The sequence below is a fragment of the Actinoplanes sp. NPDC021490 genome, assembly GCF_055562135.1.
In genome coordinates this window covers 441,561-458,205 of sequence record NZ_JBVHFW010000003.1, presented here as the reverse complement: position 1 = coordinate 458,205, position 16,645 = coordinate 441,561, and the positions used below count along the sequence as shown (strand labels likewise).

The window sequence follows — 16,645 nt, the reverse complement described above, 5'->3', positions numbered from 1 at the left end:
TGAAAGGACCATCATGAACGACGCTCCCCTCGCCGGTGACGGCCTCGAGTTCGTCAAGCGCGACGGACGCTGGGCCGACCTCGAGCGGCTGCGCAGCGGCAACCCGATGTACGACGCCACGATCGAGGAGGTCAAGGGCCGCCGCATCCGCGTGGGCGACCACTGGCTGGCCGACTTCGCGTCGTGCAACTACCTCGGCTTCGACCTGGAGCCCGAGATCATGGACGCGATCGCCCCCGAGGTCGCGCGCTGGGGCACCCACCCGAGCTGGTCCCGTCTGCTCGGCAACCCCTCGATCTATCCCCAGATCGAGGAGAAGCTGACCGCGCTGCTCGACGCGCCCGACACGCTCGTGCTGCCGACCATCACGCACATCCACATGTCGGTGCTGCCGATCCTGGCCGGCAAGGGCATGGTCTTCCTCGACTCGCAGGCCCACAAGACGATCTACGACGGCTCGATGTACGCCCGCGGGCTCGGCGCCACCGTGCAGCGGTTCCGCGCCAACGACCACGAGCACCTGCGCGAGCTGCTCAAGGCGGCCCCGGCCGGCGTGTCGAAGATCGTGGCGATGGACGGCGTCAACAGCATGACCGGCAACGCGCCCGACCTGAAGGCGTTCGCCGCCGTGGCCCGCGAGTACGGCGCCCTGCTCTACGTCGACGACGCGCACGGCTTCGGTGTCATCGGCGAGCGGGCGGCCAACGAGAAGAGCCCGTACGGCCTCAAGGGCAACGCGATCGTCAAGTACTCGGGCGAGACGTACGACAACGTCGTGCTCGTGGGTGGCTTCTCCAAGTCGTACTCGTCGCTGCTGGCCTTCCTGGCCCTGCCGACCTGGCTCAAGAACCACCTCAAGGTCTCGGCGCCGCCGTACCTGTACTCGGGCCCGGCCCCGACCGCGTCGCTGGCCACCGTGCTGGCCGGTCTGGACCTCAACGAGAAGCGCGGCGACGACATCCGGGCCGACCTCTACCGCAAGACCATGAAGGTGCTCGACCACGTACGCGGCCTGGGCGTCTTCACCCCGAACACCGGCAGCACGCCGGTGATCGAGCTGCCGCTGGCCGAGGGCGAGGACATCGACGCCGTCGGCAAGCTGCTGTGGGACCGCGGCATTTATGTCACGCTCGCCGCCTACCCGCTGGTGCCCCGCGACCAGGTGGGCTTCCGGGCCCAGGTCACGGCGGCCAACAGCGACGAGGAGATCGACGAGCTGAACGCCGTGATCACCGAGCTCGCCGCAGCCGGCAAGCTGCGCCGCGTCGAGCAGTGATCTTCCGCGGTCCACTGGCGCCGCTCCGGCACCGCCAGTTCCGGCTCCTGTGGACCGGGATGAGTGCTTCGCTGGTGGGCGACGGGGTCCTGCTCGTCGCCCTCGCGTGGCAGGTCTACGACCTGTTCGGGACGCCCGCCGCCATGTCGGCGGTGGGCGTCGCCCTCTCCCTGCCGCAGGTGGTGACGCTGCTGTTCGGCGGCGTGATCAGCGATCGGCTCGACCCTCGCAAGGTCATGCTGTTCTCCGACCTGATCCGCCTCGTGGTGATGGCCGTGCTGGCGATGCTGAGCCTGACCGGCCAGCTGACCTCGCTCTGGCAGATCCTCGCGCTGACCGCGGTCTACGGCGCGGCGGCGGGCTTCTTCGGCCCGGCGTTCGACGCGACCGTGCCCAAGCTGGTGCCGGCGGCCGACCTGGTCGCGGCCAACTCGCTCGACCAGTTCGTGCGGCCGGCCGGGGCGCAGATCTTCGGGCCCATGCTGGCCGGCGCGGTCATCGCGATCGGCGGGTCCGGGTGGGCGTTCGCGGTCGACGCGGCCACGTTCGCGCTGTCGGTCGGCTGTCTGCTGCTGATGCGGCAGCTGCCGCTGGGCGAGGACAAGGACGACGGGCCGGCCGAGTCGATCTGGCAGGAGATGAGGTCGGGCATCCAGTTCGTGCGCAGCCAGGTGTGGCTGTGGGGCACGTTCCTCTCCGCCACGTTCACGTACCTGCTGTTCGTGGGACCGACCGAGGTGCTTCTCCCGTACGTGGTCAAGCACGAGCTCGGCCTGAGCGCGTCGGCGCTGAGCCTGATCCTCACCTCGGGTGGCATCGGCGCGATCGCCGCGGCCGTCACCGTCGGCTGGATCGGCATCCCGCGCCGGTTCATGTCCTACACGTTCGGCGTCTGGGCGGTCGCCACGCTGGCCGTGGCCGGCTACGGCGCGGCCAGTCAGACGTGGCAGCTCGCCGCGGCCTGCGTGGTGGTCAACGGGCTGGAGGCGGCCGGGACGGTGGCCTGGGCGACGACCAAGCAGCGGTTCGTGCCCGAGTCGATGCTGGGCCGGGTGTCCAGCGTCGACTGGTTCGTCTCGACCGCGCTGCTGCCGCTGTCGTACGCGCTGGCCGCTCCGATCGCGCACTGGATCGGGGTCCGGCAGACCCTGATCGGCGCGGGCGTGCTGGGCGCCGTCGTGACGTTCGCGTTCCTGTTCCTGCCGGGCATGCGGCGGCTGGAGGAGAACGCCATGTACGAGCCGCGGCACATGTCGGACGACGAGCCCGCGCCCGTGCCGGTCGACTACGAGCCCCGGCATCTGGTGTACATCGAACATCCCTCGAAGCAACGGGAGGCGGTTCCGGTATGACCGACGGACCGGCCCAGGCCGTACGCGACCTGAGCGAGGCGTTCGCCGCCCGCGACCTGAACGCGGCGCTGGCCTGCTTCGCTTCCGGCGACGACATCGGCTACACCGGCTCGGAACTCGGGGAGAGCGCCGTGGGCCGCGCGGCGCTGACCGCCCTGCTCGGTGAGGTCTTCCTCCGGCCGGAGGCGTACGCGTGGCAGGCGCGCGACGTCACGGTCCACTCGCGGGGCGACTCGGCGTACGTCTTCGCCGAGGCCCGCGGTTCGGTACGCCCCGACGACGACGCCGAGCAGAACTTCCCCTACCGGGTGTCGGGCCTGGTGGAGCAGGCGGGCGGCCGCTGGCTCTGGCGTCACTGCCAGGGCAGCGAACCGTCCGCCTGAGACCCGGCACCCCCGGGGCGGGGGATCGGGGGAACGGCCGGCCGGTGGGGCTCTCACCGGCCGGCCGGCGGCGTGTTCAGAGCATCTTCTCGACCAGGTCGGCGGCCCGGGCGGCGCCGCCCTCGGCCCGCACCCGCTGCTTGATCTCGGCGCAGCGGGCGAGCACGACGGGGTCGGCGGTCAGGGTCAGCAGATGGTCGCGCAGCTCGCCGGCAGTAACGGTGGCCAGGTCGATGACCCGCCCGACGCCCAGGGCGGCGAGCTGCTCGGCGTTGCCGAACTGGTCGGCCGCCTGGGGCGCGGCGATCATCGGGACGCCGCAGTAGAGACCTTCGCTGCTGCCGCCCATGCCGGCGTGGGTCAGGAACGCGTCGGCCTGTTCCAGGACGGCCAGCTGCGGAACCCAGGAGCGCACCTCGACCGAGGCCGGCACCGGGCCCAGCCCGGCCGGATCGACGCGGTCGCCGATCTGCAGCACGGTATGCCAGCCGGGCAGCGAGCCGAACGCCTCGACGCAGCGGCGGTAGAAGCCGGGATGGTTGGTGAAAGCCGAGCCGAGCGAGACGAGCAGCACCTTGTCCGCGGTGGCCGGGCGGGTCCACGAGCCCTGCTCGGAGCGGTCGCCGAACACCGGGCCGACGAAGTCGAAGACCTCCGGGTCCACCCGGTCGGCGTTCGGCTGCAGGGCACGGGGGATGAGCACCAGCGCCCGGCCGGGACGGCCCTGGAACGAGACGCTGTCCCGGGTGGACGAGTTCTCCGAGGCCAGCCACTCGGCGAACCGGGTGTAGTAGGCCGCGCCGCGCGGGTCCGCCTTCATGGCCTCGATCATCGGGGCCATCTCCTGCTCGTAGCCGTCCCAGGCGACGTACGTGGGGGAGAGCTGGACGGCGGGGATGCCCCACTGCTCGCCCAGCAGCCGGGCGGGCGCGCCGGCGATGTCGTAGAGGAACAGGTCGGGCCGGTCGTTCCCGTACGCGTCCCGCAGTTGCGGCAGCATCGCGATCGCGTCGTCCAGGAAGAGCGTGAGCTGGTCGATCGCGTCGCCGTCCCACTCGTCGTCGTTGGTCGGCAGCTTCGACGCGTACGGCTTGAGCTCGGCGCCGGTGCCGGCGACGAGCTCGGCGAACCGGGGGTCGTTGGCGTAGGTGACCCGGTGCCCGCGGGCGACGAGAGTGCGGATGATCTCGGCGCTCGGGTTGACGTGACCGTGGAACGGGATGCTGACCATCGCGATGTGAGCCATAAGCGAGACGCTACGTCTCGTCTCGTCAGTTCGTCAAGACGAGACGTATCGTCTCGCTTGAGATAGGGTGATCGCGTGCCCGCTGCCGCCCGCCGCAACGAACAGTCCCGCCGCGCCATCCTCGACGCGGCGCTGGCCCTGCTGGCCGAGACCGACTACGCCAAGGTCACGATCGAGGCGATCGCCGCTCGCGCCGGCGTCGGCAAGCAGACGATCTATCGCTGGTGGCGCCGCAAGGGCGAGGTCGTGCTCGAAGCGCTGGCCGAGCAGGCGACGCCGACCGTGCTGCCCGACACCGGGGACCTCGCGGCCGACCTGCGCGAGGTGGTGCGGGCGACGGTGGCCGAGTTCGCCGACCCGCGGCTGTCCGCGACCACGCGGGCCCTCACCGTCGAGATGCTCTCCGACGACGACCTCGCCGCCCAGGTGCGCGACCGGCTGCTGCGGCCCCAGCTCGACGCCGTACGCGACCGGCTCGCCTCGGCCCGCGACCAGGGCCAGATCCGTCCCGGCGCCGACCTCACCCTGGCCGTCGAGCTGATCTTCGGACCGGTCTTCCACCGCTGGCAGCTGCACAACGGACCGCTCACCCCCGACTATGCGGACGGGCTGGTCGATCACGTGCTGGCGGCACTCCGGCCCTGACTGGCAGGGTGGGAGTCATGCGACTCTCCATCTGGCCCGGGGCCGGGCAGAACTTCGCCGGCGTTCTCGAACCGGCCCGGCACGCCGAACAGACCGGATGGGACGGCGTCTGGTTCGCCGACCACTTCATGCCGAACGTGGAGCCGGGCGAGGACGACACCGCCCCGGTGCTCGAATGCGGCTCAGTGGTGGCGGCGCTGGCGGCGGCCGTGCCCCGGATCCGGGTCGGCACGCTCGTCTACGGCATCACCTACCGGCACCCGGCCGTGCTCGCGAAGATGGCCGCGACCGTCGACCAGATCAGCGGCGGCCGGTTCGTGCTGGGTGTCGGCGCCGGCTGGCAGATCAACGAGCACGAGCAGTACGGCATCGATCTGGGCCCGCTCAAGGTGCGCATCGACCGGTTCGAGGAGGCGCTGGCCGTCCTCCACGGGCTGCTGCGCAGACCCCGGACGACGGTGCACGGCAACCACTACCGGGTGACCGGCGCGGTCGGCGAGCCCAAACCGGTGCAGCAGCCGCTTCCGATCCTGATCGGGGCCAAGGGTGAGAAGCGGATGCTGCGGATCGTCGCCGAGCGGGCCGACGAGTGGAACTGCTGGGGCCGGCCGGAACTGATCGCGCACAAGTCGGCCGTGCTCGACGAGCACTGCGCCGCCGTGGGGCGCGACCCCCGGGCGATCGCGCGGACCGCTCAGGCGCTGACCGTCGTGAACGGGCCGCTGCCCGCGAACTTCCCCAACGCCATCGGCGGGTCGCCGGCCAAGCTGGCCGACGAGATCGCGGCGTACGCGGAAAACGGTCTCGACGAGCTGATCATCCCGGACCGTGGCCTCGGCGAGGGCGCCGCCCGTCTCAAGGCGATGGACGCGATCCGGTCGATCGTCAGTGACCTGTGACGATGGCCTCGGCCACCTGACGCAGCTGGGCCGGGTCGGGCTGGAAGCCGGCGGCGATGTCCGGGTGCAGGCCCGCCTTGGTCCGCTCGAACAGCTGCTGCGTCACCTCGTCGACGCTTTCCCCGGCGTACGTGTGCCGGGTCTTTTCGGTGGCCGCCTGCAGCGCGGAGGTGAGCTGATCCTCCAGCGGTCCGCGTAGCTTCTGCTCCACCCCGGTGAGCGTCCGCGGATCCAGCGTGACCTCGGGCTCGGACATGACTTCCCCCAGTGTTGATCGGCGTGACGGCGATACCCGTCCCCGTCACGCCGTCAAACGCGCGCTCCGCACGAATGCATTTCTGGTTTGTTTCGTCACCCCGCGGGGCAGGACAACCACTGGCCGTCGAGTGATCACGATCACTCGACGCGTTTTCCGGCCGGATGGAGGGTCAATGGCGACAATCGACCGACATCCGCAACGGCGCACTCCGGTGGCACGGGCACTCGCGGCGGGGGCCGCGATCGTCCTGCTCGCACCGATGGCGGCCTGCGGATCAGACGATGGGGGCGTACCCGTCCTCAACTTCTACAACTCGCCCGTGGAAAACATGCAGAGCGTCGTCGACCGGTGCAACCAGGAGGCGGCGGGCAAGTACAAGATCTCGTATCAGGTGCTGCCGCGGCAGGCCGACGACCAGCGGGTGCAGATGGTTCGCCGGCTGGCCGCCAAGGACGACAGCATGGACATCCTCGGCATGGACGTGACCTGGACCCAGGAGTTCGCCAGCGCGAACTGGATCCAGGAGATCACCGGGGACCTCAAGTCCGAGGTGGAGAGCGAGACCCTCGAGCCCGCGGTCGCCTCCGCCCAGTACAACGGCAAGCTGTACGCCGCACCGAACAACACCAACGTGCAGCTGCTCTGGTACCGCAAGGACCTGGTGCCGACCCCGCCCAAGACCTGGGACGAAATGATCAAGATGTCCCAGCAGCTCAAGAACGAGGGCAAGACCTACCAGGTGATGACCATGGGGGCCCAGTACGAGGGTCTGGTCGTCCTCTACAACAGCCTGGTCGCCAGCGCCGGCGGGAACGTCGTCGACGAGAGCGGCAAGAAGGCCGTGATGGACGAGGGCGCCCTCAAGGGGCTGGAAACCCTCAAGTCGTTCGCGACCGCGGGCGTGACCAGCCCGTCGTTCTCCAACGCGGTCGAGGACGACGTCCGCCGCGCGTTCCAGTCCGGGGGCGGCGCCTTCCAGCTCAACTGGCCGTTCGTCTGGGCCTCGATGGTGCAGGAGGCGCCCGACCTGGCCAAGAACGTCGGGTGGGCCCGCTATCCGGCGATCGACGCCGGCACCCCGAGCAAGACCACCATCGGCGGCTCCGAACAGGCCGTCAGCAGGTACAGCAAGCACCCGGAACTGGCCTTCGAGGCGATCAAGTGCCTGCGCGGCCCGGAGAGCCAGCTGTTCCTCGCGGTCAAGTCGGGTCAGGCGCCGTCGATCGAGGCGGTCTACAACGACCCGTCGATGAACGAGGCCTACCCGATGAAGGACGTGCTGCTCGAGGAGCTGAAGACGTCGGCGCCGCGGCCGCGGACCCCGGCGTACCAGAACCTCTCGACCGTGGTGTCGGCCGAGCTGTCCCCGCCGGCGTCGATCGAGCCGCAGCAGACCGCGGACTCGCTCCGCAAATCGATCCAGGCCGCCATCGAATCGAAGGGGGTGCTGCCGTGAGCGTTTCCACACGTCGCGCATCGGTTTCTTCCGAGGTCGAGGTCACACGGCAGCGTGGCCGCCGGGGCCGCGTCGCACTCAGTGAGGGCAAGAAGCAGGAGCGCAAACTCGGCTGGCTGCTCTGCGCCCCCGCCGCGTTCGTCATGGTGGCGGTGACGGCGTACCCGATCCTGTATTCGATCTGGTTGTCGCTGCAGCGCTACGACCTCAAGTTCCCGGAGAACCGGGAGTTCATCGGCCTGGCCAACTACGTGACGGTGCTGTCCAACAACTACTGGTGGACGGCCTTCGGCGTGACCATGCTGATCACGGTCATCTCGGTCTCGGTCGAGCTGGTGCTGGGCATGGGGCTCGCCTTGATCATGCACCGGACCATCATCGGGCGGGGCCTGGTGCGGACCAGCGCGCTCATCCCGTACGGGATCGTGACCGTGGTGGCCGCCTTCAGCTGGCGCTACGCCTGGACGCCGGGCACCGGCTATCTGGCCAACCTGGTCTCGCCGGACGGGGCGCCGCTCACCGAACGGGCCAGCGCGCTGGCGATCATCATCTTCGCCGAGATCTGGAAGACCACCCCGTTCATGGCCCTGCTGCTGATGGCCGGCCTGGCCCTGGTGCCGGACGACCTGCTCAAGGCCGCCTCGATGGACGGCGCGTCCTGGTGGCAGCGGTTCACCAAGGTCATGCTGCCCGTGATGAAGCCGGCCATCCTGGTCGCGCTGCTGTTCCGCACGCTCGACGCGTTCCGGATCTTCGACAACATCTACGTGCTCTCGGCCGGCGCGAACGAGACGTCATCGGTCTCGATGATCGCCTACAACAACCTGATGAGGGGTCTCAACCTGGGCATCGGCTCGACGATGTCGGTTCTGATCTTCCTCACCGTGGCGATCATCGCGTTCATCTTCGTCAAGCTCTTCGGCACGGCCGCACCCGGTAGCAGCGACGAGGGGAGGCGCTGATGGCCGTCGAGACCACCTCCGCCAAGGTCAAGTGGGGTCTGCTGAACACGATCGTCGTCGTGTTCGCGCTGATCCCGGTGCTGTGGATCGTCTCGTTGTCGTTCAAGACGACCGCGACGCTCACCGACGGCAACTTCATCCCGCGCGAATGGACCTGGGACAACTACAAGCTGATCTTCCAGACCGACCAGTTCGTCCGGGCCCTGATCAACTCGATCGGCATCGCCCTGATCTCCACGCTGATCGCGGTGACCCTCGGAACCATGGCCGCGTACGCGATCAGCCGGCTCGACTTCCCGGGCAAGAAGGCGCTCGTCGGCGTCTCCCTGCTGATCGCCATGTTCCCGCAGGTGTCGCTGGTGTCGCCGCTGTTCAACATCGAACGCAACATCGGCATCTTCGACACCTGGCCCGGCCTGATCCTGCCCTACATCACCTTCGCCCTGCCGCTCGCGATCTACACCCTGTCCGCGTTCTTCAAGCAGATCCCGTGGGACCTGGAGAAGGCGGCCAAGATGGACGGCGCGACCCAGGGCGAGGCGTTCCGCAAGGTGATCGCGCCGCTGGCCGCGCCGGGCGTCTTCACCACCGCGATCCTGGTCTTCATCTTCTGCTGGAACGACTTCCTGTTCGCCATCTCGCTGACCTCGACCGAGCAGTCCCGCACGGTCCCGGTGGCGCTGTCGTTCTTCACCGGTGCCTCCCAGTTCGAGGACCCCACCGGCGCGATCTCCGCGGCCGCCGTGGTGATCACGATCCCGATCATCCTGTTCGTGCTGTTCTTCCAGAGGCGCATCGTCGCCGGTCTCACCTCCGGCGCCGTGAAGGGTTAGGTAGCGATGGCTGACATTGTTCTCGACAAGGTGACGAAGAAATACCCGGACGGGACCACGGCCGTGCACGAGATCGACCTGGAGATCGCCGACGGCGAGTTCCTCATCCTGGTCGGGCCCTCGGGCTGCGGGAAGTCGACCACGCTCAACATGATCGCCGGGCTGGAGGACATCTCGTCCGGGGAACTGCGGATCGGCGGGGAACGGGTCAACGACAAGGCGCCCAAGGATCGGGACATCGCAATGGTGTTCCAGTCGTACGCGCTCTACCCGAACATGACCGTGGGGGAGAACATGGCGTTCCCCCTCAAGCTGGCCAAACTGCCCAAGGACGAGATCGACAAGAAGGTGTCCGAGGCGGCCAAGGTCCTCGAGCTGACCGAATACCTGAACCGCAAGCCGGCGAACCTGTCCGGCGGCCAGCGCCAGCGGGTGGCCATGGGCCGGGCGATCGTCCGCTCGCCGAAGGCGTTCCTCATGGACGAGCCGCTCTCGAACCTCGACGCCAAGCTGCGGGTGCAGATGCGGACCCAGGTGTCGCGGCTGCAGAAACAACTGAACACGACCACGGTGTACGTGACCCACGACCAGACCGAGGCGATGACCCTCGGCGACCGGGTGGTGGTCATGCGGGGCGGATACATCCAGCAGGTCGGGGATCCGCAGACCCTGTACGACAACCCGCGGAACCTGTTCGTGGCCGGCTTCATCGGCTCCCCGTCGATGAATTTCCTGCCCGCCACCGTCGAGGAGTCGCAGCTGCGCACACCTCTGGGCGACTTGCCCCTCGGCGACCGTGTCCGGCGGGCGCTCAGCGGGGCGGACGCTCCCCGCGAGGTCATCCTGGGGATCCGGCCCGAGCACTTCGAGGACGCCGGCCTGATCGAGGAGCACCAGCGGGCCAAGGGCTTCGAGTTCACCGCCCCCGTCGACCTGGTCGAGTCGATGGGCTCCGACAAATACGTCTACTTCACCATCGAGGGCGAACACGCCGTGGCCGCCGACCTGGAAGACCTGGCTGCCGACGCGGGCGGCGCCGACCTGCCACCCCAGGACAACCTGGTGACCCGCCTCTCCGCCGAGTCCCGCGTACGCGACGGCGCTGACGCCCGCGTCTGGATGAACCTCGACAAAATCCACCTCTTCGACCCTCGCGACGGCCGCAACATAACCCTGCAGGAGGACAACACCGCAGACGTGCCCGCCGCCTGACCCCCGCATCGGAGCGCCCGGCCTCGTGCCGGGCGTTCCGCGCGTCCGTTCGCGTCGGCGCCCCCCGCGCTCCTGTCGCTCGGCCGGTCAGACCAGGCCGGCCTCGTGAATCAGCACGGCGACCTGCGCGCGGTTGTTCAGGCACAGCTTGCCCAGAACCCGCGACACATGCCCCTTCACGGTCGACACCCCCATGCCCAGCTCGGCGCCGATCTCCGAGTTGGACCACCCATGGCCGAGCCCGATCGCCACCTCCCTCTCCCGATAGGTAAGCGTCTCCAGCAGCCGGCCCGCCTCGGAGCGCCGTGACCCCTCGGCCGTACTCGCGATCAGCTGAACGAGCGGCCGCAGCATCCTCGGCGAGATCACACACTCACCCCGCGCCGCCGCCAGCACCCCATCCCGAAGCTCCTGCGGCGGTGTGTCCTTGAGCAGAAACCCGCAGGCCCCGTTCCTGATCGACTCCACCACCAGCTCATTGACGTCAAAGGTCGTCAAAATAACCACCTCCGGCGCGTTGGGCAGCCGACGAATGCGCCGAGTCGCCTCCACTCCGTCCACCCGCGGCATCCGAATGTCCATCAGAACCACATCAGGCCAGTGCGCCTGCACCGCCGTGACCGCCGCATCGCCGTCGTCAGCTTCCCCGACGACTTGGCATCCGCTGTCCCCGCCGAAAAGCAACCGCAGCCCGGTCCGCAACATCGGATCGTCATCCACGATCACAAGCCGAACCCGCCGCTTCCCGTCGTCCCCGGCCCCGTTCACCGCCGCAGCCCCGTTCACCGCCGCAGCCCCAGGCGCCGCCGCATGCCCAGGGACTGCCGCATGCCCAGGGACTGCCGCATGCCCAGGGACTGCCGCATGCCCTGGGACTGCCGCAGGCCCTGGGACTGCCGCAGGCCCAGGGACCGCCGCAGGCCCAGGCGCCGCCGCAGCCCCGCGCACCCCCGCAGCCGGCACCATCGAGTCTCCGGCCGGCAGAGTCGGCACCGTCCAGTCACTGGCGTGGTGCTTGGCCGGACTGGCTTTCGCTCTACCGGCGAGGCGGGGGATCACTCGTCGCAAGGCAGCCAGGCCTCCAAACGGAAACGGTCGCCCTCGGCGCCGTACTCCACTCGCCCCCCGGCAAGCGCCACCCGCTCGCCCACCCCGGTCAGCCCCGTGCCGGACCCCGGGACACCGTCGCGCAGCTCCTCGCCGACGGACTTGTGCCGCAGCGAGTTGGTGACCAGGATCCGCAGATCGCGGCCGCCTCCACCCTCGAGCAGAACTTCGACCTCGCCCTCGGGGGAGTGCTTCCGGGCGTTGGTCAGCCCCTCCTGCACCACCCGATAGGCCGTCCGCTCGAGCTCCTGCGACGGCACCGAACGCGGCACCAGCCAGACGAAGTCAATCTTCATGCCCGACGACCGCGCCTCGGTCAGCAGATCCGGCAGGTCCGAGAAGCGCGGCTGCGGCGGCTCGACCCGAACACTCCCACCACCCGCGTCAACACCGCCCAGGTCGCGCCCGTCGCCACCGGCCAGGCTGACAATCAGTTCCCGCATACTCGGCCTCGCCACAGACTGATCGCCATCCTCGTACGGACCGCCGCCGTTGTTCTTGCTGCTGCTGCTGTCGCCGTTGCTGTCGCTGTCGCTGCTGCTGCTGTTGCTGTCGCTTTTGTTGCTGGCGCTGGGCTGGCGCAGGACGCCGATCACCGAGCGCAGCTCCTCGAGCGCCAGGTGGGAACTGACACGGATGGCGCGGGCGGCCGTGGCGATCTCGGCAGGGTCGGCGTCCGTGCGGACCTCGAGCGCGCCCGCGTGCAGGCTCACCATCGACATGCGGTGGGCGAGCACGTCGTGCATCTCGCGAGCGATGCGGGTGCGTTCGGTGAGACGGGCCTGCTCCATTCTCATCTGCGCCTGGGCCTGCGCGTTGTCCGCCTCGGCCCGCAGCGACGACGTCAGGTGCCGATAGGCCTTGAGGAACAATCCCCAGCCCACGGCGGCCAGCCCCGTCACTGCTCGCAGAAGCAGGTCGACCCACAGATCGAATGGCGGGTCGTGCTGGAGCGCGTAATAGACGACGCCCGTGCCTATGTGGACCGCCGCCAGCGCCAGCACGAGTCTGGTCCGGTGCCGGATCGCGACCGTGAACAGCGCGACCAAAATCGGGCCGGTCGCCATCACCGAGATGACGCCGAAGGGAAGCAGGGCCAGGCACAGGGCGAGCGGCCGGCGGCGGCGCACCACGAGGGCCGCCGCGCACGCGACGCCGATCGCCACGTCGGCCTGCCAGGGGATCGCCGCGTGGACCGAGGTCGCGTCGCCGAGCGGCACCATGAGCGCGCCGTAGGCCAGGGCGGACAGCACGGCGATGACGTCGGCCACCCGGTCGCGCAGCGCCGCACGCCGGCCACCCGGCGGACCGGGCACCGGCAAGGCGAACAGAAGCGACGACATGCCGGAAGCCTACGAGGCCGGGGCTCGCTTGAGGACCTACCAAAGTACTGGGTCGACCCCCTACCGATGGCGGCTGTGCTTCCGGCCGCGGAGCGCGATCCTCAGCGGCATGAGATTCCTCCCGGTGCTCCTCTGGGTCCTGCCCGCTGCCGTCTGGGGCGCGGTCGCAGGCTGGTGGACACCCCGCGGCCCGCTCACCATCACCCAGGCGCTCGGCTCGGTCGCGGTCAGCGCGGCCCTCGGGTGGGCCGTCGGCCGGTTCGGCCGATCCCGCCTCGTGTGGCTGGTCGTTCCGGTGTCCTTCCTGCTGGCGATCGAGCTGGCCCGCCGGGGCGTGGCCGGCCCGTCCACCGGGCCGCCGCACGGCAGCCCGTTCGGCGTCGTCGCCCTGGTCACCGGGCGCGGAGTGCAGGCGTTACTGACGCTCCTGCCGATCCTGCTGGGCCTCGGGGCCGGTCGTGGAGTGAGACGCCGGGTCAGCCGCGCGCTCTACGCGATCCCCGCCGCCGGTCTCCTGCTCTTCACGGCGGCGGTGGCCGTCCCCGCTCGCACCGCCGAGATCCCGGGCGGCGTCGCCGAGCTGGCGCGGGTGGGCCGGCTCGGCGTCATGATCCGCGGGGTGCACGGCGATGCCCCGGTTCTGCTGTTCGTGCCGGGCGCGCCCGGCGGCTCGGAGCTCGGCAACGTCCGCACCCATCTGGCCGCCGTCGAGCAGCGGTTCGTGATGGCGACGCTCGACCGGCGGGGCGGTGGCTCGTCCTATCCGGCGCTCGATCCGACCTCGCGGGTCACCACCGACCGGCTGGTCGCCGACATCATCGAGGTCACCGACTACTTGCGCGAGCGTTTCCACCAAGACAAGATTTTCCTGTACGGGCATTCCGGCGGCTCGCTGCTGTCGGTGCTCGCCGTGCAGCGACATCCGGAGAAGTTCCGGGCCTACATCGGCTCCGGCCAGGGGGTGAATCTGCCGGCCAGCGACCGCGTCTTCTACGACGACATCCTCGCCTGGGCCCGGTCGAACGGTCGCGACGAGGTCGTCCGGCAGCTCACCGAGCGAGGTCCTCCACCGTATTCCGGCGTCTGGGATTACGAGCCGATCTTGACGTACGAGAACGAGGCGTACGGTCAGCGGCCGCTGTCTTTCGGGCTGGGCGTCCGCGAGTTCACGCTGCTACAGAAGATCCACGTGCTCAACGCCATCCTCGACACGTGGGACGTGCTCTATCCGCGGATGCAGGACATCGACCTCCGCCGCGACGTGCCGAGCCTGGCGGTGCCCGTCCGGTTCGTCATGGGCGCCGAGGAGATGCGCGGACTTCAGGTGCTCTTCGACGAGTGGTACGCCCTCTTGCGCGCACCGGAGAAGAAGCTGGTCGTCGTGCCCGATGCCGGCCATGCGGTGCCGTTCGAGCAGCCCGACCGCTTCGTCGCGGTGCTGGACGACGTGCTCGCCGGATGAATGGGGCCGGTGGCCCAAGCGGAGGCTCTCGATCCCCTTGAACCACCGGCAGTCCTTCGCTACCCGTTCGTGGCGGAGCTAATCACTCCGGAGAGGACTTCCGGCAAAATCTCTGCGAGCACAGTCAGCCCGTCGCGGCTCAGCACCGATTCTGGATGAAACTGCACCCCGGCGAATCCGGGTCCGCGCAGCGCATGCACGGTCGAGTCGGCCGGGTCCCGGCCAATTTCCACCCGCCCGTACGCAGTGTCCAGATCCGGGTCGGCGGAGAGCGCGGCGAAGCTGGAGTAGAAGCCGACCCGCCGCCGGGCGCCGAACAAGTCGATCTCGCGGGCCAGCCCCTGATAGGGCGAGTCCCGGCGGTGCAGCCCGAGCCCGAGCAGCGACGCCAGGATCTGATGGCCGAGGCAGACCGCGAGCAGCGGCTTCCGCGCGGCGAGCCGGCCCTCGATGAGCGCACGCATCGCGGCCATCTTCGGATCGGCGAGGTCGCCGGGATCGCCCGGTCCGGGCCCTGCGATGACGAGATCAGCCGCCATGACCTCAGCCGCGACCCGCCCGGCCGCAGACTCCGCGCCCGCGGCTGCGCTGGGGGAGGTGGCCTGCCGGTTTGCGGCGGGGCTCGGGAAGTCGGCTTGCGCGTCCGCGGCCGCGCTGGGGGAGGCGGCCTGGCGGTTTGCGGCGGGGCTCGGGAAGTCGGCTTGCGCGTCCGTGGCCGCACTGGAGGAGGGAGCGGCTGCGGCCGGGTCGGGGGTGACGGGCTGGGCGGGTGCGGTCGGGTGATCGAGGTCGGGCGGGGTGGTGGTTGCGGCGTTCCAGGGGACGAGGGTGACGGTCAGACCCAGGGCCTTGAGCTGGTGGGCCAGCATGGCGGTGAACGTGTCCTCGCCGTCGACGATCACGGCGGTGCGGCCGGCCAGGGCGGGAACGGTCAGCGCGCCGGGGGCTCGGGAGTCGAGCCAGAAGCGGGCCAGGTCGTTGTTGCGGGCGGCCAGGGCCGCCTGCACCTCGGGGGACTCGGCCTCGGCGGGTGTGGGGGCGGGCCTCGGCGGTACTGCGCCCAGGGCGGCGAGGATGCCTGCGGCCTTGATGTGGGTTTCGGCGACCTCGCCGGCCGCGGTCGAGTGCCGGACGAGGGTGGCGCCGACCGGGACGCGCAGGGTGCCGTCGGGGGAGATCTCGGCCGTGCGGATCAGGATTGGCGCGTCCAGCGTCTGGCGGCCCTGGTCGTCGTGGTCGAGCAGGGCCAGCACCCCGGCGTAGTAGCCCCGGCCGCGGCGTTCGTGGCGGGCGATCACCCGGCAGGCGTTCTCGATCGGGCTGCCGGTCACGGTGGGGGCGAACATGGTTTCGCGCAGCACGTCGCGCACGTCGAGGGAACCACGTCCGGCCAGCAGATACTCGGTGTGGGTCAGGTGGGTCATCTGCTTGAGGTAGGGGCCGGCGACCTGACCGCCGTGCTCGGCGACGGTGGCCATCATCTTCAGCTCCTCGTCGAGCACCATGTAGAGCTCTTCGACCTCCTTGGGGTCGCGCAGGAAGTCGAGCAGCCGGCCGGAGCCGTTGCGGAAGGTGCCGCTGATCGGGTTCATCATCGTGATGCCGTCGGCCACGCTCACATGCCGTTCGGGGGTGGCGCCGACCAGGGTGCGGGTGCCCGTGTGCACGAGGAAGGTCCAGTAGGTGCCTCGTTCCGAGGCGAGCAACCGGCCGAAGGCGGCGCGGGCGGCGGCGACCGGGTCACCGTCGACGGTGGCGTTGAAGACGCGGTGGATCACGAAGTTGGCGCCCTCGCCGTGGCCGATCTCGTCGCGCAGCACGTCCTCGACGATCGTGCCGTATTCGTCGTCGGAGAGGTCGAAGCCGCCGTCGCGGATGGTCAGCGGGCCGGGTGGGAAGGCGTCGAGCGGCTCGCGGTGGGAGGTGCGCACGATCAGGCATTCGAGGGGGGCGCCGTCGTCGACGCAGTCGAAGCCGCGCTCGGTGATCTGGCGGTAGGGGATCACCGCCAGCGTGGGCCGGCCGCGATGCAGGGGGATGTCGTCGAGCGTGGGCACGGTGATCACGTCACCGGACAGCACCTCGACGTGGTCGGCGCCGTCGCGGTGCAGCAGGGCGAAAGGTCGCATGGTGGTCCTCCGGGTCCCGGCGGCGCCGACCGAGGACAGACCATACGAAAGCGGCCGCCTCGGGGAGGCGGCCGCGTTGTG

Annotated in this window: 15 protein-coding genes; 10 read left to right on the top strand and 5 right to left on the bottom strand. The window is 69.9% G+C overall.

Annotation, left to right across the window (positions count from 1 at the left end; all coding sequences use genetic code 11):
- Positions 1–13 precede the first annotated feature (13 nt).
- The 3 genes from ACZ3I4_RS10465 to ACZ3I4_RS10455 are packed head-to-tail and all read left to right on the top strand — an operon-like array spanning position 14 to position 3,011.
- Positions 14–1,276 carry an aminotransferase class I/II-fold pyridoxal phosphate-dependent enzyme gene (locus ACZ3I4_RS10465; protein ID WP_465381605.1) on the top strand — a complete coding sequence of 421 codons (1,263 nt, stop codon included), beginning with the start codon at positions 14–16 and terminating at the stop codon, positions 1,274–1,276.
- Positions 1,273–2,628 carry an MFS transporter gene (locus ACZ3I4_RS10460; RefSeq protein WP_465381604.1) on the top strand — a complete coding sequence of 452 codons (1,356 nt, stop codon included), beginning with the start codon at positions 1,273–1,275 and terminating at the stop codon, positions 2,626–2,628. The genes ACZ3I4_RS10465 and ACZ3I4_RS10460 overlap by 4 nt, the downstream gene beginning before the upstream one ends.
- Positions 2,625–3,011 (top strand): YybH family protein, encoded by a 387-nt coding sequence (locus tag ACZ3I4_RS10455; RefSeq protein ID WP_465381603.1) that lies wholly within the window; start codon positions 2,625–2,627, stop codon positions 3,009–3,011. Before ACZ3I4_RS10460 ends, ACZ3I4_RS10455 begins: the two co-directional genes overlap by 4 nt.
- Before the next feature lie 76 nt (positions 3,012–3,087).
- Here the strand turns inward: ACZ3I4_RS10455 and ACZ3I4_RS10450 are convergent, their stop codons facing one another.
- Positions 3,088–4,257, bottom strand: coding sequence for a macrolide family glycosyltransferase (locus tag ACZ3I4_RS10450; protein WP_465381602.1), 1,170 nt, complete (start codon positions 4,255–4,257; stop codon positions 3,088–3,090).
- Positions 4,258–4,332: 75 nt separating this feature from the next.
- Here ACZ3I4_RS10450 and ACZ3I4_RS10445 point away from each other — a divergent pair, with 75 nt between their 5' ends.
- Together ACZ3I4_RS10445 and ACZ3I4_RS10440 are read left to right on the top strand one after the other, a co-directional pair.
- A complete protein-coding gene (locus ACZ3I4_RS10445) occupies positions 4,333–4,902 on the top strand; it encodes a TetR/AcrR family transcriptional regulator (protein ID WP_465381601.1) in 570 nt (189 codons plus the stop codon).
- A 17-nt stretch (positions 4,903–4,919) separates the two neighbouring features.
- The gene (locus ACZ3I4_RS10440) at positions 4,920–5,801 is read left to right on the top strand and encodes a TIGR03560 family F420-dependent LLM class oxidoreductase (protein WP_465381600.1); all 882 of its coding nucleotides are present in this window, start codon (positions 4,920–4,922) and stop codon (positions 5,799–5,801) included.
- Here ACZ3I4_RS10440 and ACZ3I4_RS10435 read toward each other — a convergent pair.
- A complete protein-coding gene (locus ACZ3I4_RS10435; RefSeq protein ID WP_465381599.1) occupies positions 5,788–6,057 on the bottom strand; it encodes a hypothetical protein in 270 nt (89 codons plus the stop codon). The two genes, ACZ3I4_RS10440 and ACZ3I4_RS10435, sit on opposite strands and share 14 nt — an antisense overlap.
- Before the next feature lie 175 nt (positions 6,058–6,232).
- Here ACZ3I4_RS10435 and ACZ3I4_RS10430 point away from each other — a divergent pair, with 175 nt between their 5' ends.
- The 4 genes from ACZ3I4_RS10430 to ACZ3I4_RS10415 are packed head-to-tail and all read left to right on the top strand — an operon-like array spanning position 6,233 to position 10,523.
- Positions 6,233–7,516 carry an ABC transporter substrate-binding protein gene (locus ACZ3I4_RS10430; protein ID WP_465381598.1) on the top strand — a complete coding sequence of 428 codons (1,284 nt, stop codon included), beginning with the start codon at positions 6,233–6,235 and terminating at the stop codon, positions 7,514–7,516.
- Complete coding sequence (locus ACZ3I4_RS10425; RefSeq protein WP_465381597.1) at positions 7,513–8,478, top strand: carbohydrate ABC transporter permease; 966 nt, start codon at positions 7,513–7,515, stop codon at positions 8,476–8,478. The genes ACZ3I4_RS10430 and ACZ3I4_RS10425 overlap by 4 nt, the downstream gene beginning before the upstream one ends.
- Positions 8,478–9,311: a carbohydrate ABC transporter permease gene (locus tag ACZ3I4_RS10420; RefSeq protein WP_465381596.1), complete on the top strand. Its 834-nt coding sequence runs from the start codon at positions 8,478–8,480 to the stop codon at positions 9,309–9,311. The genes ACZ3I4_RS10425 and ACZ3I4_RS10420 overlap by 1 nt, the downstream gene beginning before the upstream one ends.
- A gap of 6 nt (positions 9,312–9,317) precedes the next feature.
- Entirely contained in the window at positions 9,318–10,523 is a 1,206-nt protein-coding gene (locus ACZ3I4_RS10415) for an ABC transporter ATP-binding protein (RefSeq protein WP_465381595.1), read from the top strand.
- A gap of 87 nt (positions 10,524–10,610) precedes the next feature.
- Here ACZ3I4_RS10415 and ACZ3I4_RS10410 read toward each other — a convergent pair whose 3' ends face one another.
- Together ACZ3I4_RS10410 and ACZ3I4_RS10405 are read right to left on the bottom strand one after the other, a co-directional pair.
- Positions 10,611–11,309 (bottom strand): response regulator, encoded by a 699-nt coding sequence (locus ACZ3I4_RS10410; RefSeq protein ID WP_465381594.1) that lies wholly within the window; start codon positions 11,307–11,309, stop codon positions 10,611–10,613.
- A 269-nt stretch (positions 11,310–11,578) separates the two neighbouring features.
- A complete protein-coding gene (locus tag ACZ3I4_RS10405) occupies positions 11,579–12,973 on the bottom strand; it encodes a sensor histidine kinase (RefSeq protein ID WP_465381593.1) in 1,395 nt (464 codons plus the stop codon).
- 109 nt (positions 12,974–13,082) lie between these two features.
- Here ACZ3I4_RS10405 and ACZ3I4_RS10400 point away from each other — a divergent pair, with 109 nt between their 5' ends.
- Positions 13,083–14,435, top strand: coding sequence for an alpha/beta fold hydrolase (locus tag ACZ3I4_RS10400; protein ID WP_465381592.1), 1,353 nt, complete (start codon positions 13,083–13,085; stop codon positions 14,433–14,435).
- Positions 14,436–14,494: 59 nt separating this feature from the next.
- Here ACZ3I4_RS10400 and ACZ3I4_RS10395 read toward each other — a convergent pair whose 3' ends face one another.
- On the bottom strand, positions 14,495–16,564 hold the full coding sequence (locus ACZ3I4_RS10395; protein WP_465381591.1) for an anthranilate synthase family protein: 2,070 nt from the start codon (positions 16,562–16,564) through the stop codon (positions 14,495–14,497).
- Positions 16,565–16,645: the final 81 nt, after the last annotated feature.